The sequence below is a fragment of the Microcoleus anatoxicus genome (assembly GCF_042465725.1).
GTDB classification, from domain to species: Bacteria; Cyanobacteriota; Cyanobacteriia; order Cyanobacteriales; family Microcoleaceae; genus Microcoleus; species Microcoleus anatoxicus.
In genome coordinates, this window is record NZ_CP120853.1 from 5,882,001 (window position 1) to 5,905,174 (window position 23,174).

Below are 23,174 nucleotides of genomic sequence, written 5' to 3' on the forward strand. Positions count from 1 at the left end.
CACAGGTAGGATGCCCGTGGCACAATCAACACAGATTAATTTAGATTTTTGCCAGAAGTTGATTGAGTGCGCGCTTATTTTACCCACACTGTTTTAATGTTAACAAATTCATGAATTCCTTGGATGCTCAATTCGCGTCCGTAACCGGAGCGTTTGATGCCGCCGAAGGGCAATCTGGGGTCTGATTTGACTAAACCGTTGATGAATACTGCCCCAGCTTCTAGTTCGGAAATAAACCGATCGCACTCTGAGCTTACTGTAGTCCAAGCTGTTGCGGCTAAACCAAAGGACGTACTGTTGGCTAATTCGATCGCCTCATCGATGTTAGCTACTCGGAATACTAAAGCTACTGGCCCGAAAAATTCTTGTTGACGGGCGGCGGCTTCCAGGGGAATATCTGTCAAAATAGTTGGCAAGTAGAAATTGCCGGCTTTCTCTGACAAAGCACGGCCGCCTGTTAGCAGTTTAGCTCCCGATGCGATGCAAGCTTGCACTTGATTGTCTAATTCTTTGAGGATTGCAGGAGTCGCTAAAGGGCCGATATCCGTTTCTGGTAACATCGGATCGCCTACTTTTAGTTGCTCGAATTTTTCCACAAATCCTGCGATAAATTCCTCGGCAATCTCTTCTGCTAAAATAAACCTTTTAGCAGATACGCAAGTTTGGCCGCTATTGAGCATTCGCGATGTGACAGCAGTGGATAAAGCTGCTGGTAAATCGGCGCTAGACATGACGATAAAGGGGTCGCTTCCTCCCAATTCCAGCACTACTTTTTTCAAATTTTTGCCAGCCTGGGCTGCTAAACTTTCACCCGCGGGTTCGCTACCGGTGAGAGTGGCTGCTTTAACGCGATCGTCCGCCACTATTTTACCTACTTTGTCAGATCCCACTAACAATGTTTGAAAAACGCCTTCGGGAAAGCCTGCTTCGGTGAAAATTTCCTCTATTTTCAAAGCACATTGTGGCACGTTGGAAGCGTGTTTGAGCAACCCTACGTTGCCCGCCATCAGTGTCGGCGCTGCAAACCGAAAAACTTGCCAAAATGGGAAATTCCAGGGCATGACGGCTAAAATAACGCCCAAGGGTTGGTAGCGGACAAAGCTGCTGCTAGCGTCAGTGCTGGCTGGTACGTCTGCCATAAATTGAGCAGCGTTTTTGGCGTAGTAGCGACAAACTAGGGCGCATTTTTCGACTTCGGCGATCGCGGATTTGAGAGTTTTCCCCATTTCTAGGGTCATCATTTTAGCGTAAATTTCGCGATCGCGCTCCAGGATATCCGCAGCTTTTTGCATCCAGATAGAGCGCTGCTCGAAGGGCAGTCGCTGATATTGTTTAAAAGCTGTTTGTGCTAATCCTAGCTTGGTTTCGATTACCGCATCTGTGAGGGGCTCAAAAGTTTTGACAGTTTCTCCCGTTGTCGGGTTGATAGTAGCAATAGCCATTGTTTTATCTCCTGTGTGAAAAACACAAAACTCCCTTCTAGTTTTCCAGCTAGGCGGGGAGTTGTATCAATGTATTACAAAATGGAAATTTACCGGCCACGTTTTCAGGTTTTGTTAATTTGCAGGTTTTGCAATTTGTTTAAAACTCTCAACTTTTAATTATAGTGCAAAATCTCGATGGCAAATCTTAAGATAATTTGCTTTTCAAGTTTAATGTTGAGCCGGAAATGCGATCGTTTCCGGTTGTACCGTCAGGTGATTTAACCGCGAAGGCGCTCTTGACGCGAAGGCAGAAAAGAGAGAGTGGGGCAGGGCTAAGCATTTGGGCCTATAAATTTGGGTGTTTCCCATCGGCTATTAGCCCGAATGCTTCGCCCCTACAGGGATTGGGGTAGATATAAATTGGGGGATTTGTGATTTTATTTTTACCCCAATGCTGGGTACTTACACCGATTTTTCCTCGATGTAATTCTGGACGTAAGACTGATAGTAATACCTGCTCCCTTTATCGTTATTTGCCACCATTCCCAACAGCGGAATATCGGCCATTCTCAAATCTTCCAAAGCCAACAATAGCGCCTCTCGCTCAGTTTGATTCAGCCCCACCACCAGCATCAAGCCATTAGTGTGAGCGGCCAATAAATTGGCATCGGCTAAACCCAAAAGTGGCGCAGTATCGTAAATCACTAAGTCAAAATTATTTGACAAAGCTGCCATTAAATGCTGCATTTTTCGGGAAGAAAGCACCTTGGTGGGATCGAGAGGAACAGGGCCTGATGTTAACACAAACAGGTTTTCATCGTGGGGCGATCGCAAAATCAACTTTTCCACATCTACATCATCCGCGATCGCATTGTGTAACCCTTGCCAATTCGGCAAACCCAGCATTTCGTGCACCTGGGGGCGTCGCAAATCCGCATCCACCAACAACACCTGCTGGCCCATGGCCGCCGCCGCCCGTGCTAGATTTACAGCTACAGTAGACTTGCCATCTGCTACTTGACAAGAAGTAATTACACAAGAGGCGATCGGACTATCAACCTTTAGCAAGCGAATATTAGCATTGAGCGATCGAAAAGCCTCCTGAAAAGCATCCGTCGGCATTTGCGAAATGCCCACATCCACAGTAACTGTCTCCGCAGGAGGAAGCCTCAAAATTTTATCGCTAGCAGGAATTACCCCCAACAAAGGCAGTCGAATTGAATGTTTGACATCCTCTGGAGTCTGGAACACCTTATCATTATTAAACCGTTGGGCCAACTGCGCCGCCAGCATACCGAAAACTAAACCAGCTAATCCCCCCAAAGCCAAATTTAAAGGCATAATTGGAGCAACAGCCATCAACTCCCCATTGCGATAGCGCGGAATTTCCGGCTTAGCAATCACCTCCCAAGCCACCTCTTTTTTACCCACAGCTTCAAGCTGCAAAGCTTGCTGTTTTGCCAACAAATTTTTCAGGGTACTATTGGTTAAATCCGCCTCCCGCTGCAAATCCGAATAGCGCCGCAAAATCACCGGGAATCCTTGAGAATATTGATTCAACTGCTTAGCAGCTTGTTCCAAAACTTGATTTCGCACTCCCAAAACCTGAATAGTATTAGCAGTACCAATAAACTGCTCGATCAACTTAATCCGCACCGGATCTTGAAAAGCCAGCACTTGAGAATTTACCTTACCTAAATCAGTTCCCAAAACCTGTGTAGCCTCTTTTTTCAACAAAGGAATCAGATTTTTTTGCTGTTCTCGCAACAACTGCATTTGGGGAGTTTGGTCAGTATAAGTCGCTGAATTAATCGCAATTTGTCCTTCTAATTGCTGCAATTGAGTCAGCATTGCTTGGTAGCGAGGTGCTTGACTCAGAGAAGAAGCCATCAGGGCTTGTTGCTGATTCAGTCCTAGCTGATTTTGCAAATTAGCATAGAGCAATTTTTGCTGATTTAGTTGGGTTTGAGCATCCAATCTTTGCGCTTGAAGCTGACTAATTTGCTGCGCTAATTGTTGGGTTTGAATTTGCGGATCGATGAAATTGTACTGCTGACGCAATTTTTGAATTTCTGTTTGAATTGCTTGTTGGCGCTTTTGCTGATTGGGAATTTGCGATTTCACAAAATCCAGACTCTGACTAATTTGAGTTCTGGTATCTTGGACGCTGTAGTTGCGGTAGCCTAACGCAACTTTTTCTAAAACAAACTGAATTTTTTTCGGATCGAAATCCCGATACTTAACTTCGATAATCTTGGTATTTTTAAACCGATTAATTGACAACCTCGTTTGCCTATCCAATGGCAAATTATCTGTTTTTTCGTTAAAAAGGTAGTTGTAATTAATTTCAGGATACTTCGCCCGCAACTGTTTAATGATTGGCGACATTACTTGCGGACTTTGCAAAACCTGAATTTGGGATTCGTAGTCAAAACCAGCATTTTCTGGTGTTTCGGGAGCCGCTGGTTTCAGTTTCAATTCACCGGAGTAGATTTTTGCTAAAGTGTTTTGGGTAACAGTGGGTTCTACTAATAATTGAAATCGTCCTTCGTACTCACTTTTTTGATTCAAAGTCCAAGCAAAAACACCTGTGGTTACTGCCGCAGCTACGCCTAGGACTAAAAACGAGCGACTGCGGCATACTTCCCAAAAATTCAATGGCTCTGACTCTGTTTGTTCCAGTTCTAAAAAATCATTTTCTCTGTCGTAAAGCACCGAAGATATTTGTCGCGTTCCTGGGGATTTTTGGTTTTTTTTAAGCAGTGATATCTGAGACTTTTTCCCTGGTTTCATTTGTTTATGCAGCTTATTAGTTTCAACGTCTGTACGAGCTATCGAAAAATATTGAACAATCTGAATATTCCCAATAAAGGATTAAGAGGAGCGAGGGTACCACCTACATTATCCGAGAATGCAGCGCGACCCGATCGCCTGACCATGATTACATCATTATTTTGCAGTTTAGGATTGGCTTCATCATTAGCAGTGGCGGAAAAATTCACCTTAATCGCGACGCGAGAAACAGTACCATTAGCATTGATGCGGATTAAATCCACCGAATCCATTTCTGCCCGCGCTTTATTAAAACCTCCCGCTGCTACCAGCGCTTGATTTAAAGAAGTATTTGGCCGCAGGGAAATCGCCCCTGGTTTGATGACTTCTCCCACCACTGTCACCTTAATTGTATCCGGTGAAAAACTAGAATTAGCTACCTGGGCACCCTGAGTTTCGTCAATATTTTCGGCTTTGGGAATAATCACCGTATCTCCCTGTTGCAGCACTAAATCTTGAGATACATCTCCTGTTTGCAAAAGTTGCCACAAATCGACATTAATAATTTGTTCAGTACCAGCCCGCGTCAGACGACGAACTTGTATTTGCCGAATATCAGCTACGGGGGTAATGCCGCCAGCTATTTTAATCGCCCTAGTGACTGTTTGCTGCACAACGGTTTCACTAGCCGCCGTCTCAGTGGCACCAAACAAACCCGAATTTGCACCCATGTCATTCTCTTGTAACCTACTTTGAGAATCCTTTGCCAGAGTATAAGTACCGGGACGAGCGACTTCTCCCACCACAGCAATATTAATGGGCTGAGTGCTTTGTCCGGTAATATTGGCAACTGCTAAAGTAGGTGCTTCTTGGCGATTGAGGCTAGTTACAGTGGGAATAAATATAGTATCGCCGTCGCGCAAAGTCATATCGGCGCGCAAATCACCGTTTTGCAACAATTCCCATAAATCAACACTAATAATTTGTTCCGCTGCATTGCGTTGGGGGCGGCGGATTTTGATTTGTCGCACGTCTGCTGACTGTGTAATACCACCAGCCAGTCGCAAAGCCCGCGATATCGTGGGCATTTGAGTTCCCATTTGCTCTGCTGTGCCTCCGGGGCCCGCCGCTGAGGATATTGTATAGGCTCCTGGGCGGTTGATTTCCCCTGCGATCGCAATTTGTAAAGGACGCGGGGCCAGCAGTTTCAGTGTAATCCAAGGACGCTTTAAGTATTGACCATATCGCCCTTTGACACTATTGGCTGCTTGTTCTAAAGTCATCCCGTACACTGAAACGCTACCAATTAAGGGCAAACTTAGGGAACCGTCAGCCTGTACCTGATGTTGACCGTTGGGGCCGCTATATTCCGGGACGTTAAAAATATCCAGTTGAATGCGATCGCCCGCTCCTAAAGTGTAAACTTCCGATCGTACACTCGAAGGTGTAGGTACTGCATTGACTGGCGCATTTCCCGGAACCAGCGGCAATCCGGGCGCGGAGGGTACGGGTACGGGTACGGATGCGGGTACGGCTAGGGGGGGAGGGGGCGGAGGTAACTGAGCCCAACTAGGAGCAGAAACTAGAATCGCCATCAGCACTGATCCAGTGAAACCGTTGACAATATTGATTCCCAAATCACTTTTGAGCACCATCGTTTTTTGCCCGATCCTTTTGCTAACCCATCACCATCAAATGTAACCCAACTCCTCTAATTTACTCAGAATTTTTTCCACACACTCTGTCACACTTTCCTTTTCTGTGCAACAAATAATCTCAGGATTAAGGGGTGCTTCATAGGGATCGTCAATTCCTGTAAACCCCTTAATTTCACCTTTTCTGGCTTTGGCGTACATCCCTTTGACATCCCGCACTTCACACGCTTCTAGGGACGCTTTCACATATACCTCCACAAAGTTAGGTTCTATGGCTCTAACTTCGTCGCGAATTGCTTGGTAGGGGCTAATGGCCGCGGTAATAGCGACAACTCCATTGCGGCTAAGCAAGTGAGCGACAAATCCAATCCGCCGAATATTGGTATCTCGGTCTTCTTTGCTAAATCCCAAACCTTTTGATAAGTTGGTACGCACCACATCTCCATCCAAGATTTCCACTTTGCAGCCTCTGGCTTTCAACTCTGGTTCCAGAGCTAGGCTAATAGTTGTTTTGCCAGAACCGCTCAGTCCGGTGAACCACAAAATAAAACCTTTGTTCATGTTCAATTGCTTTGTAACTAATGAATGGTGACATTTACCCGACGCCTGACTTTACTATCGGGGTTCCCCATTTTCGGATTTTTTTTTGATGGGAATTGCCATCTTACAACAATAGCTTAAAAGTAATTGTGGAGTTATAGATTTGTGTGAAAAAATAAAATATCCAGTCTTGGAGGCAACAGGAATTGGTAATATCGGTAATATTGAATTCTCCGGCGAAAGGTCGAAGGGCTGGATCAACGCAGTCCTTGAGCCATCTCCCATCTTCCATCTTCCATCTTCCCTCTTCCATTTTCCCCCCTTGGGGGGGGTAGGGGGGGTTCTTCTTAGATATTCCATCTTCCATCTTCCATCTTCCATCTTCTTTCTACTTAAAATTTAAAATTTAAAATCCTCATGTCTTCTGTCTTAACAGCCGATGTTTTAGTAGTTGGTGGCGGTACTGGTGGCACAGCAGCCGCCATACAAGCAGCCCGCTGTGGTGCCAAAACTATTTTGGTGAGTGAGTTTCCTTGGTTGGGCGGTATGCTTACTTCGGCTGGGGTTTCGGCTCCCGATGGTAACGAATTAGCCGCTTTTGGGACTGGTTTGTGGGGTGCTTTTCTCCGCGAACTTCAGCAGCGACATCAGGAAGGTTTAGATTGGGGCTGGGTCAGTTTTTTTACTTACGATCCGCGCATTGGTGCAGAAATTTTTGCTGATTGGGTTAAGTGTTTACCAAATCTGCGCTGGATTTCTGGACAAAAAGTTCAAGGTGTGCTGAAGGAAGGCGATCGCATTGTTGGCGTTCAATTCCCCGATTTTATGGTGTCAGCCACAGTCACTTTGGATGCTACGGAATTGGGAGATTTATTGGCTGTGGGTGAGGTTCCTCACCGTTGGGGTTGGGAGTTTCAAGCAGAATTTGGAGAACCTAGCGCACCGATCGCACCTAACGATCTGACACAAACATATCCCATACAAGCTCCCACTTGGGTAGTAATGATGCAGGATTTTGGGGAAGGTGCTGTAGCACCAGAAATTCCCGCGCCACCGATTCACGATCCCGATCGCTTTACCGGAGCTTGGGATAATTATACTCCTGAAGATTTTCTCAATTATGGCCGACTTCCGGGTGGGTTGCTAATGATTAATTGGCCGATTCGGGGTAATGATTATGGCTTTAAGGTCGATCGACTAATTGGATCTGAAACATCGCAAACAGAATTCCTCCAAGAAAGTCTGTGGCATAGCCAAAGTTTCGCCCGCTACATTCAAACTCAACTCGGCCGCCGCTATGGTTTAGCAGAGAACATTTTCCCCACTTCTAACACCAAAAATCCCCAACATTCTTCTCCCTTATTTGCTTCCCCCCAAGCAGAGAATTCTGCCTTATTTGCTTCCCCCCAAGCAGAGAATTCTCTCTTATTTCATTCCCCCCTTGGGGGGGGTAGGGGGGGGTTGACTGCTGGGCCGAGGGAGGAGTTAACTGCTGGGCCCAGGGAGGAGTTGACTGCTGGGCCCAGGGAGGAGTTAACTGCTGGGCCGAGGGAGGAGTTAACTGTTGGGCCCAGGGAGGAGTTGACTTCTGCCTTCGCCCTCCACCCCTACTACCGAGAAAGTCGCCGCCTGCAAGGAGTAAAAACAATCCGAGAACAAGATATTTTGCCCGTTGCCGGTGGCAGAGTCGCGAAGTTGCCCATAAATGCTGAGGGAATTTGTGAAACAATTGCGATCGGCAACTACGCCAACGATCACCACTATCCTAGTGGCGACATTCCCTTGCAGCCAAAATCGATCCGCTGGGGCGGGCGATGGACGGGAACTCCTTTTACTATTCCTTACAGTGCGCTGATTCCGGCGAATACCGATGGTTTGCTAGTTTGCGAAAAAAATATTTCTGTTTCTCACATCGCTAATGGTGCCACTCGTTTGCAACCTACGGTAATGAATATTGGACAGGCGGCGGGGATGGCGGCAGCTTTGTGTGTGCGGCGGGGATGTCAGCCGCGGGATTTGCCAGTCAGAGTTTTGCAGGAGGCTTTGCTGCAAGATGTGGAGGCTAGGGCGGCAGTTATTCCTTTATTTAATTTGACACCGAGTCGATCGGATTGGCTATACTGGCAACGCTATTATCTCGATCGACCCTCTTCATATCCGGCTAGTGGCAATTGTCCTTTGTCCGTAGATAAACTCATCGCTGACAGCAGAAATACTCAAACTCCGTGGAATGGGATTTTCCACCGCCGAGGCGAACAAGATTACGCCTTGACGCTGACTGATGCGCCCTCCCATGGCGATCGAATTTGGAAACTGGTGACTTTAGATCCTGAAATCGACGAGTTTTTACACAGTTGCGAAACTCAGAAGCTTCTGAAAGTGTGGGGGAGGCTGAATTTAGCTGGTTTTTGGCTGCTGGTGGAGGCTGTTGAGTTGCCAAAATCAGGTTTTTTGCATAAGTCCTGAAATTTCCCAGAATTTTATCCTGATAGATGGGGGAGAGTCTGTATCAGTTAATAGACACTGACACGGATATTAACCTCATGCAAAATTACACATTTCTTCCTGTACTTGGTGTTTTGAGCGCTAAGGTCGATCGAGTTTTTTCATCTCTAGTCGAACTGCTTGAAATTGCCACCGCGAACTACATTTTCTCTGCCCAAACTCAACAAAAGGGCGATCGTTCTCCTGAAAGAGGCAGCGGACGCCGAGAGTTTCATCTCCTACAAGCATTTTAATGACTTTGCATGAAAGCGAGTTCCGTTATTGAGTTTGTTTTGACCGTCTGTGTCGATCGCTCAAGCTGATTTTCTGGGCTGCTAGTTTTTCAGATTTTGCTGGTAACTTCACTTTTTGTTTATTGTCATTCGGATATCCTTTTATGTGATGATCAAGTATAAACATTCAACCGCTATTTATGGAGACAGTGAGTCTCCATAAATGGCGGTTTTGTATATTATAGCAATCTAATTAGCAATGCCTCAATGGTGTTTTTCATTATATTTTATGTAAATTCATCCCGATCTGCATGGGTAGTGTCTGTATCTCTAAATATACACCGATACGGATACTACCCATGAAAAACTACACCGCAATTGCTTTATTGAGCCTGTCTGGCATCTTCTTGAGTGCTACCGCTGGTCTATCTATTGAATCGCCTATCGCACAGTTAGAAACTTCCACATCTCAATATATGTTGTCAGCGCAAACTCAACAAAGAGGCGATCGTCCTCCCAGCAGAAATACTCAACGCCGTGATTTCAGCTCCGCCACCACAGAAACTAACTCGCTACAATAACTTTAATGGCATTGGATGAAATCAAATTATTCAACGAAGTTGGTTAGAGGTTGGTTTCGACCTGTTGAGTCGATCGCTCGGATTTTCAATAATTCTACTTTTTCAGATTCGGGAGACAAATCTAATTTTTGTTACCAGTGACAAGAATATAATTTTGGGTGTACCAAAACACTATCAAATCAACCTTTAACCGCCATTTATCAGAGTTGGACTCTTGTGATTGGCGGTTTTGTATATTTAACTCTACCCCTCTGGCCCTGTGGCAAATCGCCATGAGTCGGTAAAATTTTTCCGAGAGCGCGTCTTGGAAGCATTTTGCCCCATTAAATTGGTAAATAGGGGGATTGTTAGCAACCTTTCCGACGACTGTCAGTTATGCTGGATTCTAAGGGGGTTTAGATCCTCAAGGTCTTTACCCCTAGAAGGCTCAACCCTGGTCAGTCACGGTATAGAGAGCTTCTCATCTGTTGTGGTAATAGATGGTGCCTTCATTTTGTCTGGCCTGGAATTAAAACCGCTTTCTTCAGCTAAAGCTTGACTTAACTGATATGTTGTTGTTACCCTACCCTCCTTTTCCTCCCCAACCAGTGCTGAGTCTAGCTATGGTGGGGGTTTGCCAGAGAGAATAAAAATGAAAAATGACTCCTTGGATCTGGTCAAAAGCCTCAGCCCTAGCGCAATGGATCAGATCATGCTTTATTTGGCGTTTAGCGCCATGCGAACCAGTGGGCACAGGCACGGTGCGTTTCTAGACGCGGCTGCAACGGCGGCTAAGTGTGCTATTTACATGACTTATATGGAGCAGGGGCATAACCTGCGGATGACTGGACACTTGCATCACATTGAGCCTAAACGGGTGAAGGTGATTGTCGAGGAAGTTCAGGAAGCCCTGACAACGGGCAAATTGCTGAAAATGCTGGGTTCCCAAGAACCTAGATATTTAATTCAGTTTCCTTATGTCTGGCTGGAACAGTATGCTTGGGTTCCGGGACGCCCTCGCATTCCTGCGACTAGCTTGACGGCGGATGAAAAAAAATATCTCGAAGGTAAGATTCCTCCTAATCCGCCAGATGCTCAATTGATCAATTCTTTTCAGTTTATGGAGTTGATCGAGTTTCTTCACCGGCGATCGCAAGAAGAAATGTCTCCAGAAAGACGGATGCCTTTGAGTGAAGCTCTAGCAGAACACATCAAACGCCGTTTGATCTATTCGGGAACCGTGACTCGTATTGATTCTCCTTGGGGAATGCCGTTTTATGCCCTCACCCGCGCTACTTACTCTCCCGCAGAGCAGGAAGAGCGGACTTTCACTATGGTGGAAGATACTGCTAGATATTTCCGCCTGATGCAAGATTGGGCCGAAAAACAACCGAAAGTGATGCGGGTTATGGAAACCTTGGATATCCCGCCGGAACGGCTTGACCAAGCTGTTGAGGAATTAGATGAAATTATTCGTAATTGGGCCGATCGCTATCACCAACGGGGCGAACCGACCATGATTTTACAAATGGTTTTTGGACCCCAAGAAGATTAGTCATGAGTCATTAGTCATTAGTCATTGGTCATTGGTCATTGGTCATTAGTCATTAGTCATTGGTCATTAGTCATTAGTCATTAGTCATTAGTCATTAGTCATTAATGAATTGACCGCTGGAGACTAATGACTGGTGATTTATAACTAAGCGAAAAAAGCTGTCCAGGCTAAGGCTAACACGATCGCAGCGATCGCTCCAATCAGAGTATTGACAAAATTCACTACTTCATTGGTGAGCCACTCAAACTTTGATTGGAGGGTTGCCCCAATCACGCTCTCGATGTTAGTAGCAATAAAAGCTGCAATAACACAAAAAACAATTCCTGTCAAGTCTATTAAACCCACAGCCCAACTCAAAAGTGCGATCGCGATCGAACCTACAATACCAGCGAGAGTTCCTTCTAAACTCACCGCCCCTTCTGTACCCCTAGGTGCCGGCTGCAAGGTAGTAATCAAAAACGTCCGCGAACCGTAAGCTTTGCCGATTTCGCTAGCACAGGTATCCGAAAGTTTGGTACAAAAACTCGCCGCATAACCCAGCAATAACAGGGAAATTACATCTTGTGAAACAGGCATCTTGCCTGTCTCCCCTAAAATAGATAATACCAAAACTCCCAAGGCACAAAGAGTAGCAGTTAAAGCAGAACCCCACACATTTTCTGGGCCTCGCGCGCCGGAACGCTTTTCGGCTATCCCTTCTGCCTCTTTTTGGGCTTTGCCAATCCGAGTAACTCCCGATCCCACGAGAAAATAGAACATCACCACAGCATAGCCTTGCCATCCCAAACAGCCCCAGATGATGACACCCAGCAGCCAGCCGTGAAATTGCCCAGCCGGAGTGAGTAATTTTTTGGGACTAATGGTGGCGATCGCCAGTAAAATTGTATTCAGGGCGATCGCCACCAACCAAGGATTAGACCAAGATAAATAATTAAACCACAACTCAGAATTCTGCACAGTCATCTTTTTACCTCCATGAACAAAGTCTTATTTCATCTTGCCTTCCCCGTGAGCGATATTGCTCAAACAAAAGCCTTCTATGTGGACGGGCTCGGCTGCGAATTAGGTCGGGAATCCCCGAATTCGGTGATTATGGGTTTGTGTGGCAATCAAATTGTCGCCCACCTTAGCCACGAACCTTTGACACCTCAAAGAGGTATCTATCCCCGACATTTTGGATTAGTTTTTACCTCCGAGGCCGACTGGGAAAGCTTGTTAGAAAAAGCACAACAAAACAACTTGAACTTCTATCAAGAACCGAGAAGACGGTTTGTCGGTTTGCCTACAGAACACCGCACTTTCTTCTTAGAAGACCCAGCTCACAATATACTGGAATTCAAGTATTACTGTGAAGCTGAGGCAATTTTTGGGCGCAGCGAATACGCCGAAGTGGGCGATGCTGTTTGATTGCTGCGCGAAATAATCACCATTTGCAAGAAAAAAGACCATTTTACCCTATTCGTGAACTTGGAAGGGTTCTGAAAGTGCTTCAGCAACTGCTGTTAAGCTCCGAGAATTTCTCGCCATCATAGCATGAGCAAATACTGACAACTTCACATCTTTGGCTGCGGATATTTGGGAACTAGAAGCAGGCACAATGATGAAATCCCAAGGTGTCCAAATAGAAGTAAAGTTAAGCTTTTTCAACAGATTAGCATCTCGATTCAAATCTTCTAAAAAAACACTACCAGGACGCATTTGAACACAGCCTTTTCCCCACAAAGTGTAAGCGGTCCAAGTACCACTATGAGGAGAAGATATGGCAATAAATCGCTGCACTCGGTTAATTCCACCTAGCCTTTGCAGATAGTAGCGAGCGACCAAACCTCCCATGCTCAATCCTACTAAATCTAAAGGCTGTTGTGGGTCGAAGTTTGTGTCTATATAATCTGCCAGTTGTTGGGCTAATTCTTCCAGGGTAGTGTTGCCCCAATTAGGTGCAAGGTCAAGGCTATATACGGACCATCCTAGTTTGGTAAGATGGCCGGACATTTTATTAAAAATCCCCGATTTTCTGAAGATGCCGTGAATGAGTAAAACTGGGTTATAGCTAGAATTGCTATTCATGATTAGCTGGAAATTTTATGTTTAATAGGTGCGGTTAGTTCTGTAACTAAGGCGTTGATACTTTGGGGATCTGTTACCATTTGGCGGTGCAGCAAAACATTGAGTTTCACTTCTTTACCTACTGGCATTTGGGAGCTTTTTGCCGGGACTATCATTATGTCAAAGGGTGTCCACATAGATGTGAAATTGATGCGTTTGAGCATGGTGACATCTTGATTTAAATCCCGCAGTAAGTCACTATCGGGACGCATATGCAAGTATCCTGGTAAAGGCAGAGAATAGGCGGTGAGAGTGCCGCTGTGGGGGGAAGATATGGTGATGAAACGCTGGACGCGATTAATTCCTCCCAGTCGCTGAACGTAGTAGCGGCTGACTATGCCGCCCATGCTGTAGCCTACTATGTCGATCGCCTGTTCTGGATCGAAAGCCTCAGAAATGTAGTCTGCTAGTTGCTTCGCTAGTAAGTCGAGGCCGAGGCTACCGTCGTTGGGGGTGAGGTTGAGGCTATGTACAGGCCATCCGAGTTGGCTGAGGTGGGCCGAGAGAGTCTTGAAAATTGCTTTTGTATCCCAGATACCATGTACCAGGATGACTGGATTGCGATCGAGCGAACTGTTCATTTGGAGAGAAAATTTCTGATCGACTACAGCATAAATCACTGACCTAGGGAGTTTGACCCCTAGTGGGACAGATGACCAATCGGATCGAGTTAAGTCGGAAATCTGTCATCAATTCTGAGATAATCGTAAATAAGTGCAAAGCTCAGACTACTATTACTGAGTAAAAATTACTATACAATGAGTGTTTTTACTCACGAAATGTAAATTTTGATGAATAAATATAGACAAAGGTTTCTTTACCTCGTACTCTAACTTTGTTGACAATACTGCTAGAAATATAGAACAAGTCGGGATGGGGAATCGCCACGACTCTAAATGGGCGCAGAGGGATTGTCAGACTAGCAACAGTTAGCAGAACCCAAGGAAGCGTCAAGAATCACTGCTGCTTTAGCGGGCGTGAGTATTTCAAAAGCTGGGACAAATTTCTCTAAAAAAACAAAAGGAGTAAATCTAATGTTTGGTTTTATCAAAAATTTCTTCGGCGCTATTTTCGGGTTTATCGGCGGATTGTTGGGCTTCAAAAAGTCTGAATATTTTCTAGATTTGGGAAACTCTGATGGGAATGAGTCACCAAAAGTTGAGCTTGCTGCTGCTAAACAGCCTGAACCAGTAGTCGCAGTCCCAGCAGTAGCAAAACCGAGTGCAGCCAAATCGGAACCCGCCAAGAAAGCCAAGACAGAAACAGCCAAAAAGCCTCAGCCAGAAAAAGAACCTGTGAAAGTAGCCACAGCAGCAGCAACTAACGGAAAAGTATCGAGTTCTAGCGAACCGACTCTGACCTTTGCTCCTAATAATTTAATGCCAACACCAAATACCAGCCGTAGGACTCCTGGACCCAGCATGAATAATTTCCGGGAAATGGCTCGTCAGGTAAAAACCAAGTAGGTAATAGGTAATAGGTAATAGGTAATGGCTAATAGGTAATAGGTAATAGGTAATAGGTAATAGGAAAATTGCAAATAGTAATATTAAAAATTTAACACTGGTGTTTGTGATTTTTAATATTTAACTTTTTATTACTATTACCTATTTCCTAGGTTTTTCAGGAAGGCTAATCCGCTGTATAGCTGGAAAGCTGGGTCCCAAGGGGTTTCGGATTTGCGATCGACCTCTACATAAGATTCGATTTTGCTTAACATATTAGTGTAATCAAGAACGGTCTCGGCAAAGGGAGTAAATTCTGACCACACTGTCACATCAAGCTGTTGGTCAAGTATTTCTAGTAAGTGATTCCAGTTGATTCTGGTGGTACTTTGAGGAACTTGTAGAGGTTTTTGGGAACGAGATTTGGTTTTTTTGGGGGCTGAAGCGGGAATATCTGCTGAAATTTGGGTAAAGTCAATGCCTTGTTGAAATTCATAACTTTGGTCGCAAATTCGGAGAATACAGTGGCGGCTAGGGATGTGTAAATCGCAGATTTGAGCGTAATCTTGGGTGATTTCTTTGTGGCGAAATTGGTCGGTTCTTCGGTGGGGTGAGTAGTCCATGATTTCCATAAACATGGGTAATAATCCTTCTACTCTTTGGCTGATTTCTGACCAGTTAAATGCGATCGCACCTAGTCTATCCAGTGTATCTTTACAAACGACGACAGGGGGAGAGAGGGATTGGAAGTGTTGAACTCGAAAGATTTGGATTTTTTGAATATCGGCTAGGGTTCCCCAGAATACGGGAATTCCGGCGTTGAGGAGTTCTTCGCCGTAGATTTGGAGTTCGGCGATGGGGCCGGTTTTATACAGTCTCCAGCCACGGCTTTGAACTTGCATCCGGGTTGTATAGGTATCGGTTTTGAAGATTCTGCTGATATTTTGGATGGCTGCGGGTTTGTCTTCGGGGCTGACGGCTTCCAGGATGAGGAGTGCTGGTTCTAGGTTGCTGGGGTCGTTTTTGGCGGTTTCTATGGCTTCTTGGAGTCTATCTTGTGTTGCGGTTTCAATGCGTTGAATCCCTTGGCGGGCTTGGGAGATGATTTTGGGGTTGGTGATTTCGTGGAGTATTTGTCTGTAGGTGGTTTCGGCTTTTTTGGGGTTATTGGTGAGTTCGTAGTAACGGGCTATGTAGTATTTCACCCAGGGATTTTCTGGGGATTCTGTTTGTAGTTGTTTGATGAGTTGGGCTGCTTCTTTGTATTCTTTGTCTTCTAGGGCGGCGGCTATTTCGGTGATGTCTGTCATGGCGGTTGGGGAAATGGTGTTGTTTCTATATTGGCTGATGTTGGGTTAGTTCCGCCACTGGTTAACAACCCGTGTTCTTATGTTAGTTTGGGATTTTGGGCTTTTGGCAAAAATAAGATTTTGATTTTTCAACCGCAGATGAACGCCGATGAACGCGGATATGTCAGTTAAAAATGATTATAATTAAGACACAAGTATAAAAAAGTTTTCGTTATGGTGCAAACAGCAGTTAAACTTACTTTTGAGGATTTCCTCGAACAGTACCCCGATGGTTATGGCATCTACGAACTTGTAAACGGAGAAATGGTCGAGGTGGACGCAACAAGAGCTCATAAAAATGTGGCGCGCTATCTGGTCAAGTGTTTTGATGGAGAAAACGAACGTTTAGGACTTGATTATATCGTTGATAAGGACATCCGAATTAGAACTGTAATGGCTGGGGGACAAGAACAAGGTAGAAATCCTGATGTTGCGGTGGTAAGTGGCTTGTTGTGGAATAGCAATGTATTAGCTTATGGTGCTTTAAGGGAACCAATTCAGTTAGCGGTTGAGGTGGTGTCAACAAATTGGGAAGATGATTATGTTGATAAGCTAGATGAGTATCAACGGCTAGGTATTTTTGAATATTGGATTGTGGATTATTTGGCGATCGCATCTAGATATTATCTGGGTAATCCGAAAGTTCCTACCGTTTTTGTTTACCGTTTAGTGGAAGGGAGTTATCAGGTTCAATGTTTTAGAGGATGCGATCGCATTATTTCTCCAACTTTTCCCGAATTAGACGTGACTGTCGATCGGGTTATCAAAAGCAGTAAAATTCAAAAACTGTAATATTTGGGTTACTGAGGACAATATGTTGCTATTATTTAAGAGTTTTATGGCAAGTATCGCAGAGATTCCGAAACTCGGACAGCTTCTTGGGGGCTAATGTCCTTACAATTAGATAACTCTGGAGGCGCAGTATCTAAGAAAAGACGAGAACCCGCACCAGTAAATCTGTAAAATGGGCCTTTCCCCATCCAAGATCCTGTTAAAGTAGGGCCAGAAAGTCGAGGGTTTTTACGATATTTTAACACTGCGCTTGTGCCTAATATTGAATTATTGACTGGATAACTCTGCTCCAAGTCAGCCGATGGCATATCGCCAATACCGCCACCGGTGGATTCAATAGCAAAGCAAGAGTTATTGGGGTTGCGATAGATAATTGCGTAGTTAGGGCAAAAACGGCGGACTCCTGAAGGACAAGGTTTAACTTGAACGCTCGCCACCTGAAATCCGGCGGGAATATAGCTAGGAACGGCAACTTTAACTCCGAGAGACTTAAGCTGATTTGTTTGTTTGTCAGATAGCTGAGCATTGGCTAGCAATTGCCCTTGATTTGGCGATCCCTGGGCCGTTACACATTGTATACTGGCGGCTAGGATTGCGGTGATGATGGTGATGATTATGGGCGATCGCATTTTCATAATTTTCCCTTTTTGTTTGAACTAAAATTTCCCAAAAAATTACTTTGTGATTAGGAACAGCCTTCTATATACTCAACTTCAGGAAGTTTCCCTGAACGGAAGCGATCTACACGATTTTTGCTAGTCTCAAAAACGAGCCGATAGTTTTTGTCAGCCGCATCTTTGGGGACAAAAGTTAAATATTTACCATTCTGAGGTGGAGCGCCAACATAATGATGTGGAGTTACTTTAATTTGTCCTGGATACAGCTTCATAATTTGCTCTTGAGTATTCCCGATTTTAGCTCCTCTGAGGGTGGTCATGCGCTTGTTGTTAATATCTACTCTAGCAATACGACCTTTTACTACCATAAAGCCAATTTCTTTTGGTGATCCTTGTGGGTGAACGTAGGAACACTCATATTCGTCAGCACCACCACTCCCACTTTTAATTAATTTAACTCCAGCAGATTGCGAGGCTTCATCAACTGTCATCCCGACTCTAATCGGCCCTATGCCGTTTAGCGCCAAAAGCGATCGCTCTGTGAGTTGCGCTTGAGCATTGACGGATGTTACCCAAGCCACAAAAATGACAATTGTGCCAATTAGTAATGTGACAAACTTGGTGAGATTGTTTAACTTTTGCATCGATCGCCCTTTTTCATCTTTCCTTAAAATATTTCTCTAATTCGGCTGTACGCTGTTTAGTCATTCGCTCCAAACACTCATTCAAAAAACCTTGATAACCCGTACCGCCACGATTTCTATACACTTCAAATTCGCAGGTTTTATCTCGCAGTTTAATCCATCCTAATTGTGCTTCCGAAAGTAGCGCTTTCTCTTCCCCATTCAACTTAGCAATCAGTTGTTGGTAAACTTCATTCAGCCGCTTGTCTGCGAGTTCATATCTCAACCGAATACAAGCTCTGACTTCCACATCCCCTTGCGGCCGATCGCAATTAAGTTGTTGAGCTATGACAGAGCGCCCAGATTGTGCCAAAACAGATGTGGTAGCGACTATTGCCAAAAGTGCGATCGTCTTCGAGGGCTTCGCTAACGACCAAAAGCGCGATCGACCTTTATTCAAATCTATTTTCATGGGTTCTCAATTTACCTATTTTATGAATTTTTGGTGGTTTTGCAATGGATAATTCGGAATTATTTAACCACAGAGGACGCAGAGAACGCAGAGAGAGCATAGAGAAATTAATAATTCTTATGTTTCTAGACTCTTTTTTCATGGCTAGTCAACTCACCTATTTGATAATTTGTCTTGACAGCATAAAGGGTAGACCTGATTAATTTAAAATTTGTTTTCATATTTACTGAATTCAATTCGCCCTGTTTGTCAGATTGCTAAAGTATGCTTTAGTGCTGCATCTACTGCTGCCATATCTGACAAGATACCAATTTTGCGATCGATTTCTACTTCCAGAAGCGTCACAAGATTGTCCGTCATAATTACCGAATCAGCTAAAAGTCCCGTTTGTTTTCCTTCCGCTGTTGTTAAGGAAACAAAAACGCGGCTTGGGTGTCCAGAACGCACTAAATTGCTAGTAATCATTGCCGTAATTGTTTGTCCAAAACCATTCCCCAGATTATTAGCTTGAATTATCAAAGCAGGACGACGTTTCGCAGTACGCAAGTCTGCATTGGGAAACAAAACCAGTACGATATCACCGCGATGATAAGGCATCATAAACATCCATTTCTGGTCGTTCCCAATCAGGAGCAAATCTCGTCAGCCGCAACCTTAAATCTGAGGCTTGTTCCCGATCGATACCGCGAGATGGTAAGTCTATCAACCCTGATTTGGGCAAAAAAGTAACAATAACTTGTGCTTCTTCTATGTCTGCCGGCATTTCTAATAACTCTATTTTGCCATTTCGATATATACCTTCTATTGACTGTAACATATTACTCCTGCGATAGTTACTCTTTTACATTTTACCTGCGATCGACAAACCGATCAAGTATCCTGAATCTTTTCGAGATATTAAGACTTTTCAAAGATCGTTCCAACTAAAGATAAAGCGACAATTGGAGCAGTGACTGCTCTGAGAATTCTACTCCCCAAAGAAACAGGCTCAAAACCAAACTCGATCGCCCTTTTCACCTCACCATCCGTCCATCCACCCTCCGGGCCAATAGCTATGACAATCGATAATTCTCCCCCAGGGGGCGGGCACGGGGGCACCGCCCCTACAAAGGCGGGATCGAATTCTTGCTCCCCCCTTACCAAGGGGGGCTGGGGGGGATCGAATCCTTGCTCCCCCCTTACCAAGGGGGGCTGGGGGGGATCGAATCCTTGCTCCCCCCTTACCAAGGGGGGCTGGGGGGGATCGAATCCTTGCTCCCCCCTTACCAAGGGGGGCTGGGGGGGATCGAATCCTTGCTCCCCCCTTACCAAGGGGGGCTGGGGGGGATCGAATTCTTGCTCCCCCCTTACCAAGGGGGGCTGGGGGGGATCGAATTCTCGCTCCCCCCTTACCAAGGGGGGCTGGGGGGGTTCTAATCCTTGCTCCCCCCTTACCAAGGGGGGCTGGGGGGGATCGAATTCTCGCTCCCCCCTTACCAAGGGGGGCTGGGGGGGATCGAATCCTTGCTCCCCCCTTACCAAGGGGGGCTGGGGGGGTTCTAATTCCATCAAACAATCCCACAAATGGCGATTATCCCCACGAGCATCACAAATATATCGATATTTTTGACCGCAATCTTTCACCGCCAAATCAAAGGAAACAGGCTCAAAAATCGTGGGCACAAATTGACGTTCCGACTGTTCCGCCGCCTCCGCAGCAATGCGCCTCCAGCGATCGACTTTTTGAGGACTAGGTTTCAGCAAAGTGCGATCGCTCGTCACCGGTACAATACTTGCCACACCCAATTCCGTCGCCTGTCTGACAACCTCATCAAACCCGTTTCCCTTGGGCAAGGCAGCCATCAAACTAACCTCGACGGCAAGCTCCTTGTCTATGGCGATTTCTTCTATTATCGACGCAATTAACTCTGTTTCCTGGGCTTCTAGGACTGCTAGCCACCAATGTCCTCGCCCGTCCATTGCAATAAATTTATCGCCTGCTTGTAATCTGAGTACGCGATGTAAATAATGCTTTTGTTCGGCGTTTAAGTCTATCGATTTGTCGGATTTTTTGGGGGCATTAACTGCTAGTCTTTGTAATTGAGCCATTGCATTTTGGATTGCTCGTTTTCTATTATATTTTTTTATTTAACCGCAGAGAGCGCAGAGAACGCAGAGGAATAGAGGATAAAGGCAAAGCATTTATAACCACCGGAATTATTGGACAAATTCTAGGTTTTTTTATGCAAATGCTTTGCCTTTATACTATTTTTTTCAGAGGTCTATTGAAGACCATGGAAAATTGGCTTATGCTTCCTCCTTAATCTTGTTTAAATAATTTGAAATTGCCTCTGTTGCTAGCTGCGTGATTGGCTTACCCTGACGGGCTGCTTCTTCTTTGAGCTCGTTGTAAATTTCATCGCGAACGCTAATTCGGCGACGGACTTTACCAGTAGCCGCGGCTGTCTCGTTCCCATCTTCGTTACTAGACGTAACTTCTAATTCATTAATTTCAGTTGTCATCGAGTCAGCAGATTGGTAGTTGGTTATAAATTGACGGATAGATTCTAACCCGACGCGATCGCAAAAATTGCCAAAACTCTCACTTTGTTGCTGTTTTTGTTTAAAATAAACAAAAATTGGCTCTAGAAAAGCTTCAAAGTCGTTGACGTGCAGCTTTTCCTCAATTGGTTTTGCCAGCCTCGTTTGTTCAGGAGAACCGCCTAGCCAAATCTGGTAAGATTCCGGCGAGCTCCCGACAAACCCCAATTCTGCCATATAAGGGCGGGCGCATCCATTGGGGCAACCAGTCATTCGGACTACAAAATGTTCGTTTTCTAAGCCGACTTTGGTCAACAGCGCCCGAATTCTGGCTAAAATGCTCGGTATCACGCGCTCTGATTCGGTAATCGCTAAGCCGCAAGTCGGCATCGCAGGACAAGCCATAGCATAGCGGACTAAGGGGTCGATCGCAGTTTCTCCCTGAATCCCACAGCGTGATAGAATTCCCTGAATTTCCTGTTTGATATCTGGTGAAATATCGTAAATCAGCACGTTTTGGTGCGGTGTCACCAACATCGGCAAGTTGTGTTTCTGCACGATTTCCCGCAAAGCTGTTTTTAGCTGAAATGAACCTTCATCTTTAATCCGGCCATTTTCTACAGAAATTCCCAAAAACAGTTTACCGTCTCCTTGTTCGTGCCACCCCAAGAAATCGAAATACTTCCATTCTGGCAAGGGTTTAAACTGTTCTAGTGGCTTGCCAAAATATGTGGCTACTTTTTCCTGGAACCACTTTACACCTTTGTCGTTAATCAGGTATTTCAGTCGGGCGTGTCTTCTGTCTGTGCGATCGCCAAAATCTCTCTGAGTTGCTACAATTGCTTTGACCAAATCATACACATCATCCTTGGCAACATAGCAAATCTCATCAGCAACTCGCGCAAAAGTCTCTTCTTTATTGTGAGTGCGACCTAAACCACCGCCAGCAAACACGTTAAAACCTTCCAACTCGCCAGCTTCGTTGGTAAATACTACTAAGCTCAAATCCTGAGAGTACAAGTCAACGGAATTATCTCCCGGTACTGTCACGGAACATTTGAACTTCCGCGGCATATAGTGCTGGCCGTAAATCGGTTCTTCGCGATCGTCGTGGAATATTGTACCATTGCCATTTGACTGTCTGGCTGCTTTCACCGCGGGATCTTCTTGAGCACTAACAGCCTTTTCCCCATCCAGCCAAATTTCGTAATAAGCCCCCGTTTGCGGTGTCAGCAAATCGGCCACATTATTAGCGTATTGCAGTGCATACTGGTATTCTGGCCGATTTTTGTACGGTGCTGGCGGTGCCATAACGTTGCGGTTCAAGTCGCCGCAAGCTCCCAAGGTTGACCCCATATTTTTAATAATTGAGGAAAACACTGCTTTAAGATTTTTCTTGAGCACGCCGTGAATTTGGAAGCCTTGGCGTGTGGTGACACGGAGCGTGTGGTTGCCGTATTCTTCCGATAGCTTGTCTAGGGTGAGGAATAGCTGCGGGGGCACGAAACCGCCGGGATTGCGGGTGCGCAGCATGAACTGATAGTCTTTTTCTTGGCCTTTAACCCGATTGTCGCGGTTGTCTTGCTGGTAGGAACCGTGAAATTTGAGAATCTGAATCCCGTCTTCGGTGAAGTGGGTGGTTTCTTGTAACAATTCAGTCGCAACGGGTTCTCGTAAATAGTTGCTGCGTTCTTTGAGGCCTTCGGATTTAGAGGGTTTGCGCGCCACTGGCGCTGAAGTGGAAGATGTAGTCATGGAATGTATAGTATCCGTTATAATTAGATAAGGATCGATCGAATATTTCTTGACAATTTGACACTTGACAAATTTGCACTTGACAAATTTCCTCAGAAGTGCTGGATCGGCTCTGTTAACAACTAAGTTAATAACGGTAATCCGATAGGAATTCTGACGGTGCTTAATTGTAACACGATCGAACCCTTGGGCCTTGCCGCCCTCAATAAGACTTTATAGTTCGATCGCTTAATTCCACAAAACTTTAGAAATAATTAACCTCAACCTCTGAA

General features: G+C 45.2%; 23 protein-coding genes. 7 read left to right on the forward strand and 16 right to left on the reverse strand.

All coding sequences use genetic code 11. The features are described from left to right. Nucleotides 1-74: 74 nt before the first annotated feature. The 4 genes from P2A85_RS25580 to cysC all read right to left on the reverse strand — a co-directional run bounded on the left by P2A85_RS25580 (nt 75) and on the right by cysC (nt 6,412). A complete protein-coding gene (locus P2A85_RS25580; protein WP_377476134.1) occupies nt 75-1,442 on the reverse strand; it encodes an NAD-dependent succinate-semialdehyde dehydrogenase in 1,368 nt (455 codons plus the stop codon). A 444-nt stretch (nt 1,443-1,886) separates the two neighbouring features. Further along, on the reverse strand, nt 1,887-4,217 hold the full coding sequence (locus P2A85_RS25585; protein ID WP_377476135.1) for a GumC family protein: 2,331 nt from the start codon (nt 4,215-4,217) through the stop codon (nt 1,887-1,889). A 38-nt stretch (nt 4,218-4,255) separates the two neighbouring features. After that, the gene (locus tag P2A85_RS25590; protein ID WP_377476136.1) at nt 4,256-5,851 is read right to left on the reverse strand and encodes a polysaccharide biosynthesis/export family protein; all 1,596 of its coding nucleotides are present in this window, start codon (nt 5,849-5,851) and stop codon (nt 4,256-4,258) included. Nucleotides 5,852-5,887: 36 nt separating this feature from the next. Beyond that, nucleotides 5,888-6,412 carry an adenylyl-sulfate kinase gene (cysC, locus tag P2A85_RS25595; protein WP_377476138.1) on the reverse strand — a complete coding sequence of 175 codons (525 nt, stop codon included), beginning with the start codon at nt 6,410-6,412 and terminating at the stop codon, nt 5,888-5,890. A gap of 396 nt (nt 6,413-6,808) precedes the next feature. On the opposite strand from cysC, the gene P2A85_RS25600 reads away from it, so the two are divergent. Together P2A85_RS25600 and P2A85_RS25605 are read left to right on the forward strand one after the other, a co-directional pair. Beyond that, on the forward strand, nt 6,809-8,857 hold the full coding sequence (locus P2A85_RS25600; protein ID WP_377476139.1) for an FAD-dependent oxidoreductase: 2,049 nt from the start codon (nt 6,809-6,811) through the stop codon (nt 8,855-8,857). A gap of 77 nt (nt 8,858-8,934) precedes the next feature. Next, entirely contained in the window at nt 8,935-9,129 is a 195-nt protein-coding gene (locus tag P2A85_RS25605; protein WP_341736538.1) for a hypothetical protein, read from the forward strand. A gap of 25 nt (nt 9,130-9,154) precedes the next feature. On the opposite strand, the gene P2A85_RS25610 is transcribed toward P2A85_RS25605, so the two are convergent. Continuing rightward, a complete protein-coding gene (locus tag P2A85_RS25610) occupies nt 9,155-9,295 on the reverse strand; it encodes a hypothetical protein (RefSeq protein ID WP_377476140.1) in 141 nt (46 codons plus the stop codon). A gap of 172 nt (nt 9,296-9,467) precedes the next feature. Here P2A85_RS25610 and P2A85_RS25615 point away from each other — a divergent pair, with 172 nt between their 5' ends. Beyond that, complete coding sequence (locus tag P2A85_RS25615; protein WP_377476141.1) at nt 9,468-9,689, forward strand: hypothetical protein; 222 nt, start codon at nt 9,468-9,470, stop codon at nt 9,687-9,689. 631 nt (nt 9,690-10,320) lie between these two features. Next, the gene (hetR, locus tag P2A85_RS25620) at nt 10,321-11,223 is read left to right on the forward strand and encodes a heterocyst differentiation master regulator HetR (protein WP_377476142.1); all 903 of its coding nucleotides are present in this window, start codon (nt 10,321-10,323) and stop codon (nt 11,221-11,223) included. Between the two features lie 144 nt (nt 11,224-11,367). Here the strand turns inward: hetR and P2A85_RS25625 are convergent, their stop codons facing one another. Then, entirely contained in the window at nt 11,368-12,186 is an 819-nt protein-coding gene (locus tag P2A85_RS25625; protein WP_377476143.1) for a TIGR00297 family protein, read from the reverse strand. Nucleotides 12,187-12,198: 12 nt separating this feature from the next. On the opposite strand from P2A85_RS25625, the gene P2A85_RS25630 reads away from it, so the two are divergent. After that, entirely contained in the window at nt 12,199-12,630 is a 432-nt protein-coding gene (locus P2A85_RS25630; RefSeq protein ID WP_340522641.1) for a VOC family protein, read from the forward strand. Nucleotides 12,631-12,678: 48 nt separating this feature from the next. On the opposite strand, the gene P2A85_RS25635 is transcribed toward P2A85_RS25630, so the two are convergent. Together P2A85_RS25635 and P2A85_RS25640 are read right to left on the reverse strand one after the other, a co-directional pair. Then, a complete protein-coding gene (locus P2A85_RS25635) occupies nt 12,679-13,290 on the reverse strand; it encodes an esterase/lipase family protein (protein ID WP_377476144.1) in 612 nt (203 codons plus the stop codon). 2 nt (nt 13,291-13,292) lie between these two features. Beyond that, on the reverse strand, nt 13,293-13,910 hold the full coding sequence (locus tag P2A85_RS25640) for an esterase/lipase family protein (protein ID WP_377476145.1): 618 nt from the start codon (nt 13,908-13,910) through the stop codon (nt 13,293-13,295). Nucleotides 13,911-14,363: 453 nt separating this feature from the next. Between P2A85_RS25640 and P2A85_RS25645 the strand changes: the two genes are divergently transcribed. Continuing rightward, nucleotides 14,364-14,795 (forward strand): hypothetical protein, encoded by a 432-nt coding sequence (locus tag P2A85_RS25645; RefSeq protein ID WP_377476146.1) that lies wholly within the window; start codon nt 14,364-14,366, stop codon nt 14,793-14,795. 137 nt (nt 14,796-14,932) lie between these two features. Here P2A85_RS25645 and P2A85_RS25650 read toward each other — a convergent pair whose 3' ends face one another. Further along, nucleotides 14,933-16,084 (reverse strand): tetratricopeptide repeat protein, encoded by a 1,152-nt coding sequence (locus tag P2A85_RS25650; protein ID WP_377476148.1) that lies wholly within the window; start codon nt 16,082-16,084, stop codon nt 14,933-14,935. A gap of 213 nt (nt 16,085-16,297) precedes the next feature. On the opposite strand from P2A85_RS25650, the gene P2A85_RS25655 reads away from it, so the two are divergent. Then, complete coding sequence (locus tag P2A85_RS25655; RefSeq protein WP_377476149.1) at nt 16,298-16,915, forward strand: Uma2 family endonuclease; 618 nt, start codon at nt 16,298-16,300, stop codon at nt 16,913-16,915. Between the two features lie 44 nt (nt 16,916-16,959). Here P2A85_RS25655 and P2A85_RS25660 read toward each other — a convergent pair whose 3' ends face one another. The 7 genes from P2A85_RS25660 to sir all read right to left on the reverse strand — a co-directional run bounded on the left by P2A85_RS25660 (nt 16,960) and on the right by sir (nt 22,902). Next, nucleotides 16,960-17,544, reverse strand: a complete 585-nt coding sequence (locus P2A85_RS25660) for a hypothetical protein (protein ID WP_377476150.1) — start codon at nt 17,542-17,544, stop codon at nt 16,960-16,962. A 56-nt stretch (nt 17,545-17,600) separates the two neighbouring features. Further along, nucleotides 17,601-18,176: a hypothetical protein gene (locus P2A85_RS25665; RefSeq protein WP_377476151.1), complete on the reverse strand. Its 576-nt coding sequence runs from the start codon at nt 18,174-18,176 to the stop codon at nt 17,601-17,603. 13 nt (nt 18,177-18,189) lie between these two features. Further along, nucleotides 18,190-18,627: a lysozyme inhibitor LprI family protein gene (locus tag P2A85_RS25670; protein ID WP_377476152.1), complete on the reverse strand. Its 438-nt coding sequence runs from the start codon at nt 18,625-18,627 to the stop codon at nt 18,190-18,192. Between the two features lie 249 nt (nt 18,628-18,876). Continuing rightward, nucleotides 18,877-19,227, reverse strand: a complete 351-nt coding sequence (locus tag P2A85_RS25675; protein ID WP_377476154.1) for a type II toxin-antitoxin system PemK/MazF family toxin — start codon at nt 19,225-19,227, stop codon at nt 18,877-18,879. After that, the gene (locus P2A85_RS25680; protein ID WP_371121452.1) at nt 19,205-19,444 is read right to left on the reverse strand and encodes a hypothetical protein; all 240 of its coding nucleotides are present in this window, start codon (nt 19,442-19,444) and stop codon (nt 19,205-19,207) included. Before P2A85_RS25680 ends, P2A85_RS25675 begins: the two co-directional genes overlap by 23 nt. 80 nt (nt 19,445-19,524) lie before the next feature. Continuing rightward, nucleotides 19,525-20,715 carry an RsmE family RNA methyltransferase gene (locus P2A85_RS25685; RefSeq protein WP_377476156.1) on the reverse strand — a complete coding sequence of 397 codons (1,191 nt, stop codon included), beginning with the start codon at nt 20,713-20,715 and terminating at the stop codon, nt 19,525-19,527. 198 nt (nt 20,716-20,913) lie between these two features. Continuing rightward, nucleotides 20,914-22,902, reverse strand: a complete 1,989-nt coding sequence (gene sir, locus P2A85_RS25690) for a sulfite reductase, ferredoxin dependent (RefSeq protein WP_377476157.1) — start codon at nt 22,900-22,902, stop codon at nt 20,914-20,916. Nucleotides 22,903-23,174: the final 272 nt, after the last annotated feature.